14 protein-coding genes are annotated in these 14212 nt (G+C 70.1%); 4 read left to right on the forward strand and 10 right to left on the reverse strand.

What is annotated here, in order from left to right; all coding sequences use genetic code 11:
- Window position 1: 1 nt before the first annotated feature.
- The gene (locus tag ACTJJ4_RS02670) at window positions 2-589 is read left to right on the forward strand and encodes a histidine phosphatase family protein (protein WP_440941896.1); all 588 of its coding nucleotides are present in this window, start codon (window positions 2-4) and stop codon (window positions 587-589) included.
- 21 nt (window positions 590-610) lie between these two features.
- On the opposite strand, the gene ACTJJ4_RS02675 is transcribed toward ACTJJ4_RS02670, so the two are convergent.
- Genes ACTJJ4_RS02675 through ACTJJ4_RS02695 form a run of 5 tightly spaced genes read right to left on the reverse strand, consistent with a single transcriptional unit; the run spans window position 611 to window position 6531 of the window.
- Entirely contained in the window at window positions 611-1414 is an 804-nt protein-coding gene (locus ACTJJ4_RS02675; protein WP_440941897.1) for an HpcH/HpaI aldolase/citrate lyase family protein, read from the reverse strand.
- Window positions 1414-1890: a MaoC family dehydratase gene (locus ACTJJ4_RS02680; protein WP_292703215.1), complete on the reverse strand. Its 477-nt coding sequence runs from the start codon at window positions 1888-1890 to the stop codon at window positions 1414-1416. Before ACTJJ4_RS02680 ends, ACTJJ4_RS02675 begins: the two co-directional genes overlap by 1 nt.
- A gap of 26 nt (window positions 1891-1916) precedes the next feature.
- On the reverse strand, window positions 1917-3083 hold the full coding sequence (locus ACTJJ4_RS02685; protein WP_440941898.1) for an acyl-CoA dehydrogenase family protein: 1167 nt from the start codon (window positions 3081-3083) through the stop codon (window positions 1917-1919).
- Window positions 3080-4972 (reverse strand): ATP-binding protein, encoded by a 1893-nt coding sequence (locus ACTJJ4_RS02690; RefSeq protein WP_440941899.1) that lies wholly within the window; start codon window positions 4970-4972, stop codon window positions 3080-3082. Before ACTJJ4_RS02690 ends, ACTJJ4_RS02685 begins: the two co-directional genes overlap by 4 nt.
- A 5-nt stretch (window positions 4973-4977) precedes the next feature.
- Window positions 4978-6531 carry a carboxyl transferase domain-containing protein gene (locus ACTJJ4_RS02695; protein ID WP_440941900.1) on the reverse strand — a complete coding sequence of 518 codons (1554 nt, stop codon included), beginning with the start codon at window positions 6529-6531 and terminating at the stop codon, window positions 4978-4980.
- Window positions 6532-6628: 97 nt separating this feature from the next.
- Between ACTJJ4_RS02695 and ACTJJ4_RS02700 the strand changes: the two genes are divergently transcribed.
- Window positions 6629-7222, forward strand: a complete 594-nt coding sequence (locus ACTJJ4_RS02700; RefSeq protein ID WP_440941901.1) for a TetR/AcrR family transcriptional regulator — start codon at window positions 6629-6631, stop codon at window positions 7220-7222.
- 66 nt (window positions 7223-7288) lie between these two features.
- Here ACTJJ4_RS02700 and ACTJJ4_RS02705 read toward each other — a convergent pair whose 3' ends face one another.
- The 3 genes from ACTJJ4_RS02705 to pdhA are packed head-to-tail and all read right to left on the reverse strand — an operon-like array spanning window position 7289 to window position 10792.
- Window positions 7289-8668, reverse strand: a complete 1380-nt coding sequence (locus tag ACTJJ4_RS02705; RefSeq protein ID WP_440941902.1) for a dihydrolipoamide acetyltransferase family protein — start codon at window positions 8666-8668, stop codon at window positions 7289-7291.
- Window positions 8665-9678, reverse strand: coding sequence for an alpha-ketoacid dehydrogenase subunit beta (locus ACTJJ4_RS02710; protein ID WP_440941903.1), 1014 nt, complete (start codon window positions 9676-9678; stop codon window positions 8665-8667). The genes ACTJJ4_RS02705 and ACTJJ4_RS02710 overlap by 4 nt, the downstream gene beginning before the upstream one ends.
- A gap of 1 nt (window position 9679) precedes the next feature.
- Window positions 9680-10792, reverse strand: coding sequence for a pyruvate dehydrogenase (acetyl-transferring) E1 component subunit alpha (pdhA, locus tag ACTJJ4_RS02715; RefSeq protein WP_440941904.1), 1113 nt, complete (start codon window positions 10790-10792; stop codon window positions 9680-9682).
- A 167-nt stretch (window positions 10793-10959) separates the two neighbouring features.
- Between pdhA and ACTJJ4_RS02720 the strand changes: the two genes are divergently transcribed.
- Window positions 10960-11433, forward strand: a complete 474-nt coding sequence (locus ACTJJ4_RS02720; protein ID WP_285632329.1) for an Lrp/AsnC family transcriptional regulator — start codon at window positions 10960-10962, stop codon at window positions 11431-11433.
- Here the strand turns inward: ACTJJ4_RS02720 and ACTJJ4_RS02725 are convergent.
- Window positions 11405-12307 (reverse strand): alpha/beta fold hydrolase, encoded by a 903-nt coding sequence (locus tag ACTJJ4_RS02725; protein WP_440941905.1) that lies wholly within the window; start codon window positions 12305-12307, stop codon window positions 11405-11407. The two genes, ACTJJ4_RS02720 and ACTJJ4_RS02725, sit on opposite strands and share 29 nt — an antisense overlap.
- A gap of 85 nt (window positions 12308-12392) precedes the next feature.
- On the opposite strand from ACTJJ4_RS02725, the gene ACTJJ4_RS02730 reads away from it, so the two are divergent.
- The gene (locus ACTJJ4_RS02730; protein WP_440941906.1) at window positions 12393-12656 is read left to right on the forward strand and encodes a hypothetical protein; all 264 of its coding nucleotides are present in this window, start codon (window positions 12393-12395) and stop codon (window positions 12654-12656) included.
- A 17-nt stretch (window positions 12657-12673) separates the two neighbouring features.
- On the opposite strand, the gene ACTJJ4_RS02735 is transcribed toward ACTJJ4_RS02730, so the two are convergent.
- Window positions 12674-14179, reverse strand: coding sequence for an acetyl-CoA hydrolase/transferase family protein (locus ACTJJ4_RS02735; RefSeq protein WP_440941907.1), 1506 nt, complete (start codon window positions 14177-14179; stop codon window positions 12674-12676).
- Window positions 14180-14212 lie beyond the last annotated feature (33 nt).

Genomic DNA, 14212 nt, shown 5'->3' on the forward strand with positions numbered 1-14212 from the left:
TGTGACTCTTCTCACCCTTGTGCGCCACGGGCAGACCGACTGGAACCTCGCTCGGCGAATTCAGGGGTCCACCGACATCCCCCTGAACGACACCGGACGCGCGGATGCGCTCATGGCCGCCGGGCGGCTGTCGAGGGACACGCATCACGCGATCTACGCGAGCCCGCTGCTCCGCGCGCGGGAGACCGCGGAGATCATCGCGGGTGAGCTCGGCCTCGAGGCGCCGGCGCTCGTGCACGATGTGCGCGAGCGCGAGTTCGGCGAAGGCGAGGGCCTGCTGGTCCAGGAGTACATCGACGCGTACGGTGACTGGCACGCCGTGGTCCCCGGCGCGGAGACACTCGACGAGGTGTGCATCCGTGCGATGAGCGCCCTGCACCGGATCGCGCGTGACGCACGGCGTCGTTCCGCGCCGACGGCCGAGTCGATCATCGTCGTGACCCACGGCGGCGTCATCCGATCTCTCATCGACCACGCCTCCGGCGGGACGCTGCCCAAGATCGGCAGTGTGCTCGGGAACGGGTCGCTGCACCGCTTCGAGGTGTCGCCGGGCTCGCTGCGACTGCTCGAGGACGTCCCGGTCCTCTGACGCGCCTCGGCCCGATCCGGGTCAGACCCGGCTCAGCACCGCCCTGGCGTGCCGCAGCACCGGCTCGTCGACCATCCGCCCCTGGAAGCGGAACACGCCCCGCTCCCCCTCGGCGGCGGCGAGCACAGCGCGCGCCCAGTCCAGGGTCGCCGCATCGGGCCGGTAGGCATCGCGGATGATCGCGACCTGCTTCGGGTGGATGCAGGCGGTGGCGCGGAACCCCGACGCCACGGCATCCGCCGCCTCGGCCGCGAGCCCGGCCTCGTCGTCGATGTCGAGATGCACCGCGTCGATCGCGGCCTTCCCGTGCGCCGCGGCGGCGACCAGCACGGATGCCCGCGCGTGTCGCGCCACGTCTCGGTATCGTCCGTCCGGGAACCGGCTCGCGGTGCCGCCGATCGACGCCACCAGGTCCTCCGCGCCCCACATCAGAGCCGCGACCCGCGGATGGGCGGCGATGGCCCCGGCGTGCAGCACGCCGGCCGCCGTCTCGCAGAGCGCCAGCAGGGAGTACTCGTCGCCGAAGGCGTCCAGCGCGGACGGATCCTCGGTCTTGGCGACCATCACGGTGCGGAACGGAGTGCGCGCCACGGCCTCGAGGTCGGCGGCGAAATGAGCGGATGCCGGGTCGTTGACGCGCACGATCACCCTCGCGGGGTCGAGATCCGCCGCCACGAGATGCTCGCGCGCCTGCGCCTTGGCATCCGGAAGCACCGCGTCCTCGAGGTCGAGGATCACGGCATCCGCTTTCGCGAGCCCGCCGGGGTAGCGCTCCGGACGGTCGGCCGGGCAGAACAGCAGGGCGGGTCCGAGGTCGAAGGTCATCATTCCCCTTCCGGCATGCAGTGCATCAGCGCCACGCGCGTGGCGGTCGCCACGATCACGCCGTCCTGGTTGCGACCCGTGTGCGCGATCGTGACGATCCCCTGCCCCGGCCGGGACGACGACAGGCGCTTGTCGGTGATCACGCTCTCGGTGTACAGCGTGTCGCCGTGGAACACCGGGTGCGGGAAGGCGATGTCGCTGAGTCCCAGCTGCGCCACGAGCGTTCCCTGCGTGAGCTGCGCGACCGAGGCGCCGACCATGGTGGACAGGGTCCACATCGAGTTCATCAGGCGCTGCCCGAACGGCTGCTCAGCCCCCGCGAACGCGGCATCCAGGTGCAGGGCCTGCGTGTTCATGGTGAGGGTCGTGAACAGCACGTTGTCGGCCTCGGTCGCGGTGCGGCCCGGACGATGCAGGTACCTGGCACCGAGTTCGAACTCCTCGAAGTACAGCCCGCGCTGGACGATGTCGGTCATGATCGCACCATAGCTCCTCTGCGGACTCAGCCGGCCAGGCCGAGCTTGCGGGCGATGACCAGGAGCTGCACCTCGGTGGTGCCCTCGCCGATCTCGAGGATCTTCGAGTCGCGGTAGTGACGGCCCACCGGGTACTCGTTCATGAAGCCGTTGCCGCCGAAGATCTGGGTCGCGTCGCGGGCGTTGTCCATCGCGGCGTCGCCGGAGACGAGCTTGGCGATGGCCGCCTCCTCGGCGAACGGCAGTCCGGCATCGCGCAGACGCGCGGCGTGGTGCCATGCGAGGCGCGCCGTGTGCACGCGGGCGCGCATGCGCGCCAGCGTGAACTGTGCGTTCTGGCGGGTGCTCAGCGCGGAGCCGAAGATGGTGCGCTTCTTGGCGTAGTCGACGGCCGCCTCCAGGCAGCCCTCCGCGGCCCCCGTGGCGAGAGCGGCGATGGCGATGCGTCCCTCGTCGAGGATGCTGAGGAAGTTCTTGAACCCTCGGCCTCGCTCGCCCAGCAGGTTGCCCTCCGGGACGCGCACGCCCTGGAAGGTGAGCGGGTGCGTGTCGGACGCGTTCCAGCCGACCTTGTCGTACGCGGGCTCCACGGTGAAGCCCGGGGTGCCGTTGGGCACGATGATCGTGGAGATCTCCTTGCGACCGTCGTTCACCCCCGTCACGGCCGTGACCGTCACGAAGCGCGTGATGGCGGTGCCGGAGTTGGTGATGAACTGCTTGGATCCGTCGATGATCCACTCACCGTCCTCGAGACGGGCAGTGGTGCGGGAAGCACCGGCGTCACTGCCGGCCTCCGGCTCGGTCAGGCCGAAGCCGGCGAGGTGCTCCGCGGCGAGCAGCGAGGGCAGGTACTCCTGCTTCTGCTCCTCGGTGCCGAACCGGTAGATCGGCATGGCGCCCAGGCTGACACCGGCCTCGAGCGTGATGGCGATGGACTGGTCCACGCGGGCGAGACCCTCGATGGCCAGACCCAGGGCCAGGTAGTCGCCGCCCTGTCCGCCGTACTCCTCCGAGAACGGCAGGCCGAACAGGCCCAGCTCGCCCATCTGGCGCACCACGTCGAGGTTGAGCGTGTGGGAGCGGTCGGCCTCGTAGGCCTGCGGCGCCACCACCTGCTCGGCGAAGTCGCGCACCATGGCGGCGAGTTCGCGCTGCTCCTCGTTCAGGCCGATGCTGCTGAGGTCGTCGGTCATGATGTCTCCACTTCGCTGACGCGGGCGACCGGCTGGTCGCGCCGTACCTGATCGCCCACGGCGACCAGCAGGTGCACCGTGCCGTCGTGCGGCGCGACCACCGGATGCTCCATCTTCATCGCCTCGATCGAGACGAGGGGATCTCCTTCGCGGACGGTGTCGCCGTCGGCGACGTGCAGCGCAACGACCGATCCGGGCATGGGGGCGCGGCCCTCGGGGTCGCGCGGGCCGGATGCCCGTTCGAGCTCCGCGAGCCGGCGCTGCATGCGCGCCCGCCGTGAGAGCGGGCGCAGTCGCAGCGTGACGCCAGCCTCGGATGCCCAGATCGCTCCGTCTGCGTCGGCCAGCACGGGGATGCCGTGGGTGTAGGCGGCCGGCGCCTCGACCTGCTCGTCGTCATCCGTGAGGAAGACCGTGCGCGGCAGCGGCTGAGGCGACCCGATCCGCCAGCCGGGCACCTCGCTCCACAGCGCGGCGGCACCGCGTGCATGCGGGCGGAGCACGGCGTGCGCGGCAGCCGCCAGCATCGACTCGGTCGGTTGCTGCGTCGGCAGCGGCAGCATGGTCTCGATCAGCCCCGTGTCGAGGTCGCCGGCGACGACGCGCTCGTGCGTGCTGAGGGCGCGCAGGAAGGAGATGTTGGTCTCCACGCCCAGCACGACGGTGCGCGCGAGGGCGGCGTCCAGCCGGCGCAGCGCGCTCTCCCGGTCGGGTGCGAAAGCAATCACCTTCGCGATCATCGGGTCGTAGAAGCCGGTGACCTCGGAGCCGGTCTCCACCGCGGCATCCACGCGCACACCGCGCGGCGCGTCGAACAGCAGGACGCGCCCTGTGGAGGGCAGGAAGCCCCGCTCGGGGGACTCGGCGTACACGCGTGCCTCCACGGCATGACCACGTACCTCGGGGGGCTCCGGAAGCGCACCGCCCGCCGCGACCTGCACCTGCAGCGCGACAAGATCCAGGCGGGTGACCTCCTCGGTCACGGGGTGCTCCACCTGAAGGCGGGTATTCATCTCGATGAAGAAGATGTCGTCTGGCGAATCGGCCTCGATGAGGAACTCGACGGTGCCGGCGCCGACGTAGTCGACGCTCGTCGCCGCGGCGACCGCGGCATCGAGCAGCCGTTGCCGCACGGCATCCGCCAGGTGAGCGGCCGGCGCCTCCTCGATCACCTTCTGGTGACGGCGCTGCAGCGTGCACTCGCGCTCCCCCAGAGCGATCACCGTGCCGTGGGTGTCGCCGAAGACCTGCACCTCGATGTGCCGCGGGCGCTGCACGAGACGCTCCAGCACCATCGCGTCGTCGCCGAAGGCGGCTCTGGCGACCCGCCGTGCCGTCGCGAGCGCAGACGCCAAGTCCTCGCCCGAGCGCACGACCTCCATGCCCTTTCCGCCGCCACCGGCGCTGGGCTTGACCAGCAGCGGGTAGCCGACCTCGTCGGCATGCGCGCGGATCTGCTCGTCGTCCATGCCCACCGCGTTGAAGCCGGGCACGACGGGCACGCCGTGCTGCGACACGTGGTCGCGGGCACGGGCCTTGTCTCCCATGATCTCGAGGGCGCGCACGTGCGGCCCGATGAACACGATGCCGGCGTCGTCGCAGGCCTGCGCGAGCGCGACGCTCTCGGACAGGAACCCGTAGCCGGGGTGGATCGCCTGGGCGCCCGAGCGCCTGGCCGCGTCGATGATGGCGTCGACGCGCAGGTAGGAGTCGGCTGCAGCCGCCCCGCCGATCCACACGGCGTCATCGGCCTCTCGGACGTGCGGTGCTTCGGCATCCGCATCGCTGTAGACGGCGACGCTGCGGATGCCGAGGTCGCGCAGGGTGCGGATGACGCGACGGGCGATCTCGCCGCGGTTGGCGACGAGAACGGAATCGAAGGTGCTCATGTGCATCACATCCGGAAGAGGCCGAAGCGCGGTTCGGGCAGGGGGCTGCGGGAGACGACGTCGAGGGCGAGGCCCAGCAGGTCGCGGGTCTGGGCCGGGTCGACGATGCCGTCGTCCCACAGGCGGGCGGTGGCGTAGTAGGGCTCGCCCTGGCTCTCGTACTGCTGACGGATCGGGGCCTCGAAGTCCGCACGTTCCTCGGGCGTCCAGGGCTCGCCGCGTCCTTCGAGCTGCTCCTCCTTGACCGTGGCGAGCACGGATGCGGCCTGCGGGCCGCCCATCACCGAGATGCGGCTCGCCGGCCAGCTCCACAGGAACCGCGGCGAGTAGGCCCGCCCGCACATCGAGTAGTTGCCTGCTCCGAAGGAGCCGCCGATGATGACCGTCAGCTTGGGGACGCGCGTGGTGGCGACGGCGGTGACCATCTTCGCGCCGTCCTTGGCGATGCCGCCGGCCTCCGCGTCGCGGCCGACCATGAAGCCGGTGATGTTCTGCAGGAACAGCAGCGGGATGCCGCGCTGGTCGCACAGCTCGATGAAGTGCGCGCCCTTGAGCGCGGACTCGCTGAACAGCACGCCGTTGTTCGCGACGATCCCGATCGGGTGCCCGTGCAGCACGGCGAACCCGGTGACGAGGGTCGTGCCGTACTCCGGCTTGAACTCCGAGAAGCTGTCGGCGTCGACCAGCCGGTCGATGACCTCGTGCACGTCGTAGGCGGCGTTCACGTCGACGGGCACCACGTCGTACAGGCTGCCGGTCTGCGCGGCGGGGCGCGGGGCGACGACCTCCCAGGCGGGCGCTGCGGGCTTCGGCAGAGTCGCGACGATGTCGCGCAGGATCTCCAGGGCGTGCTCGTCGTCCTCGGCCAGGTGGTCGACCACCCCCGAGCGCTTGGCGTGGAGCTCTCCCCCGCCTAGCTCCTCCGCCGTCACCACTTCGCCGATCGCGGCCTTCACCAGGGGCGGGCCGCCGAGGAAGATCGTGCCCTGGTTGCGCACGATCACGGTCTCGTCGCTCATCGCCGGGACGTACGCCCCGCCCGCCGTGCAGGACCCCAGAACGGCGGCGAGCTGCGGGATGCGCTCGGCCGACAGGCGTGCCTGATTGAAGAAGATGCGGCCGAAGTGGTCGCGGTCGGGGAAGACCTCGTCCTGCTTGGGCAGGAAGGCGCCGCCCGAGTCGACCAGATACAGGCAGGGCAGGCGGTTCTCCAGCGCGATCTCCTGCGCGCGCAGGTGCTTCTTGACGGTCATCGGGAAGTACGTGCCGCCCTTGACCGTGGGATCGTTGCAGACCACCATGACGTGCCTGCCGTGCACCAGCCCGATCCCCGCGATCACGCCCGCACCGGGTGCCTCGCCACCGTAGAGGCCGTCCGCCGCGAGGGGCGCGATCTCGATGAAGGGGCTCCCCTCGTCCAGCAGCCGGGCGACGCGGTCGCGCGGGAGCATCTTGCCGCGGGCGACATGCCGCTCCCGGGAGCGCTCCGGACCTCCCAGAGCCGCCGTGGCGAGTCGCTCGCGCAGCTCCTCGGCCAGTTCCTGCTGGGTGAGAGCCATCGTGGGTCCTCCTCGACGCACGTCAGTGCTGATATTTCGCGCTGAGTTGGTTAGTGTGCATTAACCGGATAATTCAGGTTAGCGAGGATTAACCGAAATGACAACGCCTGGGACCGCCCGCGATCGTGCGAAGGCCGAGCGCACCGACGCCATCCTCTCCGCGGCCGCGGAGCTCTTCGCCGCGCGCGGTTACACCGGCGTGAGCCTGGAGGACATCGGCGCCGCGGTCGGCGTCTCGGGACCCGCGGTCTACCGCCACTTCGCCGGCAAGCAGGCGCTGCTCGGCGCGCTTCTGATCGGCGTCAGCGAACGGCTGGTGGCGGGCGGCCAGGACGTGTCCTCCGCCGCCGCCTCGGAGCAGGACCGCATGCGGGCGCTGGTGGTCTTCCACGTCGACTTCGCACTGGGCAATGCCGACGTCATCCGCGTGCAGGATCGCGACTTCGTCTATCTCACCGACGAGAGCCGCGCTGACGTGCGACGACTGCAGCGCGCCTACATCGAGCTCTGGATCGATTCGCTGGCCGCGCTGGTCGCCGATGACCGTGACGCGCTGCGACTGCGGGTTCAGGCCTGCTTCGGGCTGCTCAACTCCACGCCGCACTCCACCAGCACGGCGCTGCGCGCCCGGGTTGACACCGCGCGCCTGCTCACGGCGATGGCGCTCTCAGCCCTCCTCGCCGGCAGCTGAGGTCGCGCACGGCTGAGGGCGGAACTCCGGGGAGTCCCGCCCTCAGCCGTGCACCCTCTCAGGCGCTCAGAAGAGCATCGCCCGGCCGGGCTGCTCCAGCAGGTCAGCAACGTCCTTCAGGAAGCGCGATCCCTCTGCGCCGTCCACCAGGCGGTGATCGAACGACACGCTCAGCGTCATCATCTGACGCAGCGCGATCTCGCCCCTGTACTCCCAGGGCTGGCGCCTGACCGCACCCACGGCGAGGATGCCGGACTGCCCGGGCGGCAGGATCGGCGTGCCGGCGTCGATTCCGAAGACGCCGATGTTCGTGATCGAGAACGTCCCGCCGGCGAGTTCCGCCGGGCTCGTCTTGCCGGAGCGCGCGGTCTGCGTGAGCTGCGTCAGCGCATCCGCCATCCCGGTCAGCGACAGGCGCTCGGCGTCGCGGATCATCGGGACGATGAGGCCGCGCTCGGTGGCTGCCGCGATCCCCAGGTCGACGAAGTGGTTCTGGACGATCTCGCCCGCCTCTTCGTCCCAGGTCGCGTTGAGCGAGGGGTTGCGCCCCAGGGCGAGGCAGACGGCCTTCGCGATCAGCACCAGCGGTCCGATGCGGTGCTCCGACAGCGACCGGTCCGCGCGCAGCTGGTCGATCAGCTCCATCGTCGCCGTGACGTCGACCGTGTGGAAACAGGTGACGTGCGGAGCGGTGAAGGCACTGCGCACCATGGCCTGGGCTGTCGCCTTGCGCACGCCCTTGATGGGGATGCGGGTCTGTGCGCGCTCGCCCGCCGGTGCCGTCGGAACGGTCAGTGCGGATGCTCCGGCCACCTCATGCTCGGCGGGCTCCGCCGTCGCGGCTCCGACGCGGTCCGCGTACGCGTCGACGTCGGAGCGGGTGATGACGCGATCCCCCACCTCGGCTGCGACCAGCACGAGGTCCACGCCGCGACGCTTCGCGTAGGCGCGCACCGGCGGAGTGGAGCGCGGGCGCTCGCCGATGACGGGCTCCGCGACCGCGGGCGGCAGAGCGTCGTGCGGTGCGGCGGCGATCACCGCGGCATCCGCCTCCGTGGCGGCGGATGCGACTCCCCGGCGGGCGCGCCGGGCGGGACGGGCACCGGATGCCGGGGCGGCGCCGTATCCGACCAGGTTCGGCTGCGCCTTCTCCTCGGCATCCGCTCGCTTCTCGTCGCCCGCGGTCACGGGAGCCTCCGGCTCGGCACCGGCCACATTGAAGGCGATCAGCGGCGCGCCGACGGCGACCGTGTCACCCGCGTCCGCGTGCAGCGTGGACACCGTCCCCTCATAGGGCGAGGGCAGCTCGACGACGGCCTTGGCGGTCTCCACCTCCGCCAGTGTCTGGTTCAGTGTCACCGGATCGCCGGGCTTGACCAGCCACTGGACGACCTCGGCCTCGGTCAGCCCCTCGCCGAGGTCGGGCAGACGGAACTCCGCGATCACTGCTGCGCCCCCTTCGTGAGGCTGTTCGGCCGGTCCATCACCCGATCGACGGCATCCAGGATGCGATCGAGGTCGGGCAGGTGGAACTTCTCCATCTTCGCGGGCGGGTACGGGATGTCGTGCCCGGTCACGCGCAGCGGCGCGGACTCGAGGTACTCGAAGCAGAACTCCGTGATGCTGGCGATGATCTCGGCGCCGACGCCCGCCTCCCGGGAGGCCTCGTGCGCGACCACCACGCGTCCGGTGCGGCGCACGGACGCCGTGACGGTCTCGTAGTCGACCGGCGAGAGGGACCGGAGGTCGATGACCTCGAGCGAGATCCCCTCGTCCTCGGCCGCAGCGGCTGCGTCGAGTGCCGTGCTCACCATCGCGCCGTAAGTGATGAGCGTGGCATCCGTGCCCTGTCGCACCACCCGGGCGAGCCCCATCGGCGGCGCATCGGCCAGCGGCGCCTCCAGATCGACCTCGCCCTTGTGGTGGTAGAGCCGCTTCGGCTCGAAGAACAGCACGGGGTCGTCGCTCGCGATGGCCTGCTGCAGGCAGCGATACGCGTCCTGCGGGTCGGAGACCGCGATCACGCGCAGCCCTGCCGTGTGCACGAAGTACGCCTCGGGCGACTCGGAGTGGTGCTCGGCCGCGCCGATGCCCCCGGCCCACGGCACGCGGATCGTGATGGGCATCTTGATCCTGCCCTGCGTGCGGTAGTGCAGCTTCGCGACCTGCGAGACGATCTGATCGAACGCCGGGTAGATGAACCCGTCGAACTGGATCTCGATCACCGGCCGGTAGCCGCGGAAGGCCAGACCCACGGCGGTGCCGACGATGCCGGATTCGGCGAGCGGCGTGTCGATGACGCGCTTGGCCCCGAACTCCTCCTGGAGTCCGTCGGTGATGCGGAAGACGCCACCGAGGGTTCCGATGTCCTCTCCCATCAGCACGACCTTGTCGTCGTCGCGCATCGCCTGGCGGAGGCCGGCGTTGAGGGCCTTGCCCAGGGTCATCTGCACCATGTCACGCCTCCTCGAAGGTGGCGAGGTACGCGGCGTACTCGTCGCGCTCGCGCTCCAGGCCGGAGTGCGGCTCCGCGTAGACGCGGTCGAAGACCGCGAGTGCGGGGCGGGTGACCATGCCCAGGCAGGCAGCGCGCATCTCGCGCGCCATCTCGTCGGCCTGCGCCTGCACGGCGTCGACGTGCTCCTGCGGGAACTCGCCCGCGGCGCGCAGGTGCGCCTCCAGTCGCGCGATCGGATCGCGGCGCCGCCACTGCTCGAGCTCGGCCTCGTCGCGGTAGCGCTTCGGGTCGTCGGCGGTGGTGTGCGGGCCCATCCGGTACGTGACCGCCTCGAGGTAGGCCGGGCCCTTGCCGGAGCGCGCGTGGTCGAGGGCCCAGCGCATGGCAGCCATGCACGCGAGCACGTCGTTGCCGTCCACACGGAGGCTCGGGATGCCGAATCCGGGGGCGCGACCCGCGAGCGGGAACTGCGACTGCAGCCCGACCGGCTCCGAGATCGCCCAGTGGTTGTTCTGGCAGACGAACACCACGGGAGCGCGATAGGACGAGGCGAACACCATCGCCTCGTTCACGTCGCCCTGGCTCGTGGCGCCGTCGCCGAGGTAGGTCACGGCGACCTCGTCGGCGCCGTCGTGCTGGATGCCCATGGCGTACCCCACGGCGTGCAGGGTCTGCGCGCCGATGATGATCTGCAGCGGGGCGATGCGCAGCTCGGCCGGGTCGTAGGCAGCCCCCTCCTCACCGCGCCACATGCGCACGTAGTCGCCGGGCTGCGCGCCGCGGCTGTACATCACGCCGGTCTCGCGGTAGCTGGGGAAGACGAAGTCGCGGGCCTCGAGCGCGCGGCCGGTGCCGATCTGCGCGGCCTCCTGGCCGTTGCACGGCGCCCACAGGCCGAGCTGGCCCTGGCGCTGCAGCGCGACACCCTCGGCATCGATGCGGCGGAGCACCACCATGTCGCGATGCAGATCGCGAAGGGCGTCGAAGTCGATGTCCTGGATGTAGCGGTCGAGCTGCGGGTTCGCCACCCGCGTCCCATCCGGAGCGATGATGCGCTCGGTGAGCTCGAGATCGCTCTCCGTGTCGGTGATCGGTGAGATGTGCGGTGACATCGGCGTCCTCCTGACGTGGGGCCCTTGTGGGGCGTGCACGGCTGATCCGACGACTCCGTCGGCTTATCTGAAGGGTACGTCCACCTGACACCTCGCTCAAGCATGTCTGCGCCAGTTGAGCATGTTGCCCAGAAGGTGCCCGCGTGATCCTGATATCGTGTGGCACTATGCCAGCCCTCGATCGCGTCGATCTCGAACTGCTCACCGCACTGGCGGAGGATCCGCGCACCACCGTCGTCGCCCTCGCCGAGCGGCTCCGCCTCTCCCGCAACACGATCCAGGCCCGGATGGCCCGGCTCGAGCAGACGGGCGTGTTCGAGTCCTACGAGCGGTCCTACTCGACCGAAGTGCTGGGCTTCCCTCTGCAGGCCTTCATCAGCATCGGCGTGCGGCAGACCGAGCTGCCGCGGATCATCGCCGAACTCGCGCGCGTGCCCGAGGTCGTGCAGGCGCACGGCCTGAGCGGATCGATCGACCTGCTCGCCCGTGTGGCCTGCCGCGACGCCCGCCATCTGTTCGACACGGATGCGCGCATCCTGTCGATCGACGGCGTGGAGCGCACCGAGACCTCACTCGCCATGGGCGAGGTCATCCCCTTCCGGGTGGCGGGGCTCATCGGCCTCGCGCGACGGGAAGCCTGAGGAAGCGACGGATGGCGCCCGCGGCCTCCGCGGGCGTCTCGTAGTGGATCAGGTGCCCGACCTCGGCGATCTCCACCAGCTCGGCGTCGGGGAACATCCGCGCCAGACGACGTTCGGCCTCGATGGGCGTGATGTCGTCGCGCTGCGCCGCGATGAGGAGCGTGGGCGTGTCGATCACGCCGGCGAACGCGCGCACGTCGTGCGAGACGCTCGTGACGAATGCGTCGTGCAGCACGTCGCGGTCCGAGAATCGCGAGAAGTAGGTGTCGTGCTGGTCGTGGATGAAGCGCCGCAGCGCGGGGTCCCTGGTCTTGGCCATCGCGATGCTCATCACGCGCACGATCAGCGGGTTGCGGAGCAGAGCGGTGCCGATCCTCTCCGGGAGTCGCGCGCCGAGCGAGTAGTAGAGCACCGCGAGTCGCGTCAGCACACCCTTCGGTCCCTCCAGCGCGGGGGCGCCGATCGGGTTGATCAGGATCAGCTGCGGAGTCTTCAGCCCGCCCGCGACCGCGGCTGACGAGACGATCGATCCGAAGGAGTGGCCGAGGATCACGGCGTCCGGTGCCACTGCGCGCGCGAACTCGGCCAGCCAGCCGGAGTACAGCGCCAGGTCGTGCTCGCGCCCGGGGATCGGCGGGGTCTCGCCGAAGCCGGGCAGGTCGGGTGAGATCACCCGCACATCGGGAAGGTACGCGATCACCGGCTCCAGGCCGTGGTGCTCGCCGCGGAAGCCGTGCACGGCGATGACAGTCGGGGCCTCCTCGCCTGCGGAACCGTAGACCCAGTAGGCGGTGGTGGATCCCAGCACCTCGACCTCGCGTCGCTCGGTGGGAATCTCCCCGAGTCGGGCGGCGTACGGCGAGGCTGCGGACATGGCCTCGAGTCTACGGGACGCCGATGTCGGTGGCCGTCCTTATGTTCGAAGGAGAGCAGTTCCTGGATGAAGGAGGCGAGCAGCCATGACCACGATCACCGACGCCCTCCCCGCCGTGCTGTGGGAGACCCCCGTCCTCCGTTCGCGCGCCGAGCGACTCGAGCGGGCAGGCGATCATCTCTGGCGTGTGATCGCCGCCTCGGGAACCATCCGCGGCCATCTGCGCGTCGTGGCCGACCCGCTCGGCATCCGCTATCGCGCGGAGCGCCTGCATCTGCCGTCCGGTGCCTTCCGCCTGGTGGGCGAGTTCTGGGATGCCGATGACGCGGTGGCCGCGCTGCGGAGCTGACTCCGCAGCGCGGAGCGTCACATGTGCCCGGTCTTCGCGAACGCCGAGTGCCAGCTCAGCGCCTCGTCGAGCAGATGCGGCATGTGCAGCCGTCCGTTCGCCTGCGCCTGCGCCCGCTCCAGGTAGTCCAGCAGCCGATCCCGGTAGTCGGGATGCGCGCAGTTCTCGATGATCTTCCTCGCGCGCTTGACCGGCGCCAGGCCGCGGAGATCGGCGATGCCCTGCTCGGTGACCAGCACGTGCACGTCGTGCTCGGTGTGGTCGACATGCGAAGCCATCGGCACGATGGCGGAGATCGCTCCCCTCTTCGCCACCGACGGGGAGACGAAGAAGTTCAGGTACGCGTTGCGGGCGAAGTCGCCAGATCCGCCGATGCCGTTGATCATCTGGCTGCCAAGCACGTTCGTCGAGTTCACGTGCCCGTAGATGTCGGCTTCGACCATGCCGTTGATCGCGATCACGCCGAGTCGGCGCACGATCTCCGGATGGTTGGACATCTCCTGCGTGCGGAACAGGATCCTTCCCTTGAACGCCTCGATGTTCGCGTTGAAGTACTCCGCCATCTCCCGCGTGAGCGACAGAGACGTGGCGGAGATCGCATCGAAGCGCCCCGACTCGAGCAGCCGCAGCATCTCGTCCTGGATCACCTCGGTGTACGCCGTCAGGTGCTCGAACTCCGATTCCTCGAGGCCCGCGAGCACGGCGTTCGCGACGTTGCCGACACCGGACTGGAGCGGCAGCAGGTTCTCGGGCAACCGGCCCGCCTTCACCTCGAAGCGCAGGAAGTCGAGGATGTGGTCCGCCATCGCCTTCGACGCCGCGTCCACCGGGGAGAAGACGTTGTCGCGATCAGGGGCGTGCGTCTCGACGACGGCGACCACCTTGGCGGGATCGACCTTGAGATACGGGTCTCCGATGCGCTGCGTCGCCTCGGTGATCTGCACCGGCGTGCGCAGCGGAGGGCGCCGGGTGCCGTAGTACACATCGTGGAAGCCCTCGTACGCGCGGGGCTGCCAGCTGTTGACCTCGATGATGACCTTGTCGGCCAGATCGAGCCACGTCTTGTTGTTGCCCACCGAGGACGACGGCACGAGCAGGCCGTTGGGGAGGATCGCCGCCACCTCGATCACGGCGACGTTCATGGTCCCGTAGAAGCCGAACCACACCTGCTGGGCGAGGTGGGACAGGTGCGTGTCGATGTAGTCGACCGCTCCGTCATTGATCTGCCTTCGCAGCACCGGGTCGGACTGGAACGGCGTGCGCAGGTGGATGCCCTCGGCCTCGGCGAGCACGCCGTCGACCTCGGCGCCGGTCGAGGCCCCGGTGAGCAGGCCGATGCTGAACCGCTCGCCACGGTCATGCGCAGCGCGGATCCGGTGCGCGAGCGCCGTCGGCACGGACTTCGGATAGCCCGCTCCGGTGAATCCGCTCATCGCGACGTTGTCGCCGTCGTCGATGAACGACGCCGCGTGCTCCGCGGAGGTCACCTTCGTCGCGAGCACCGGGCAGCTGATTCGAGTCATGCCCCGATTCTCGCATCGTGTCGGCCCGGCTCC

Origin of the sequence: Microbacterium sp. 22195 (assembly GCF_052056515.1) — a bacterium.
In the GTDB taxonomy this organism is placed as follows: Bacteria; Actinomycetota; Actinomycetes; order Actinomycetales; family Microbacteriaceae; genus Microbacterium.

Coding starts and splice junctions, on each gene's coding strand:
- ACTJJ4_RS02730 (WP_440941906.1), top strand. CDS start 12,393: ATGACCACGATCACCGACGCCCTCCCCGCCGTGCTGTGGGAGACCCCC.
- ACTJJ4_RS02700 (WP_440941901.1), top strand. CDS start 6,629: ATGACAACGCCTGGGACCGCCCGCGATCGTGCGAAGGCCGAGCGCACC.
- ACTJJ4_RS02710 (WP_440941903.1), bottom strand. CDS start 9,678: ATGGTGCAGATGACCCTGGGCAAGGCCCTCAACGCCGGCCTCCGCCAG.
- ACTJJ4_RS02685 (WP_440941898.1), bottom strand. CDS start 3,083: ATGACCGACGACCTCAGCAGCATCGGCCTGAACGAGGAGCAGCGCGAA.
- ACTJJ4_RS02695 (WP_440941900.1), bottom strand. CDS start 6,531: ATGGCTCTCACCCAGCAGGAACTGGCCGAGGAGCTGCGCGAGCGACTC.
- ACTJJ4_RS02725 (WP_440941905.1), bottom strand. CDS start 12,307: ATGTCCGCAGCCTCGCCGTACGCCGCCCGACTCGGGGAGATTCCCACC.
- ACTJJ4_RS02690 (WP_440941899.1), bottom strand. CDS start 4,972: ATGAGCACCTTCGATTCCGTTCTCGTCGCCAACCGCGGCGAGATCGCC.
- ACTJJ4_RS02680 (WP_292703215.1), bottom strand. CDS start 1,890: ATGACCGACATCGTCCAGCGCGGGCTGTACTTCGAGGAGTTCGAACTC.
- ACTJJ4_RS02675 (WP_440941897.1), bottom strand. CDS start 1,414: ATGACCTTCGACCTCGGACCCGCCCTGCTGTTCTGCCCGGCCGACCGT.
- ACTJJ4_RS02720 (WP_285632329.1), top strand. CDS start 10,960: ATGCCAGCCCTCGATCGCGTCGATCTCGAACTGCTCACCGCACTGGCG.
- ACTJJ4_RS02735 (WP_440941907.1), bottom strand. CDS start 14,179: ATGACTCGAATCAGCTGCCCGGTGCTCGCGACGAAGGTGACCTCCGCG.
- pdhA (WP_440941904.1), bottom strand. CDS start 10,792: ATGTCACCGCACATCTCACCGATCACCGACACGGAGAGCGATCTCGAG.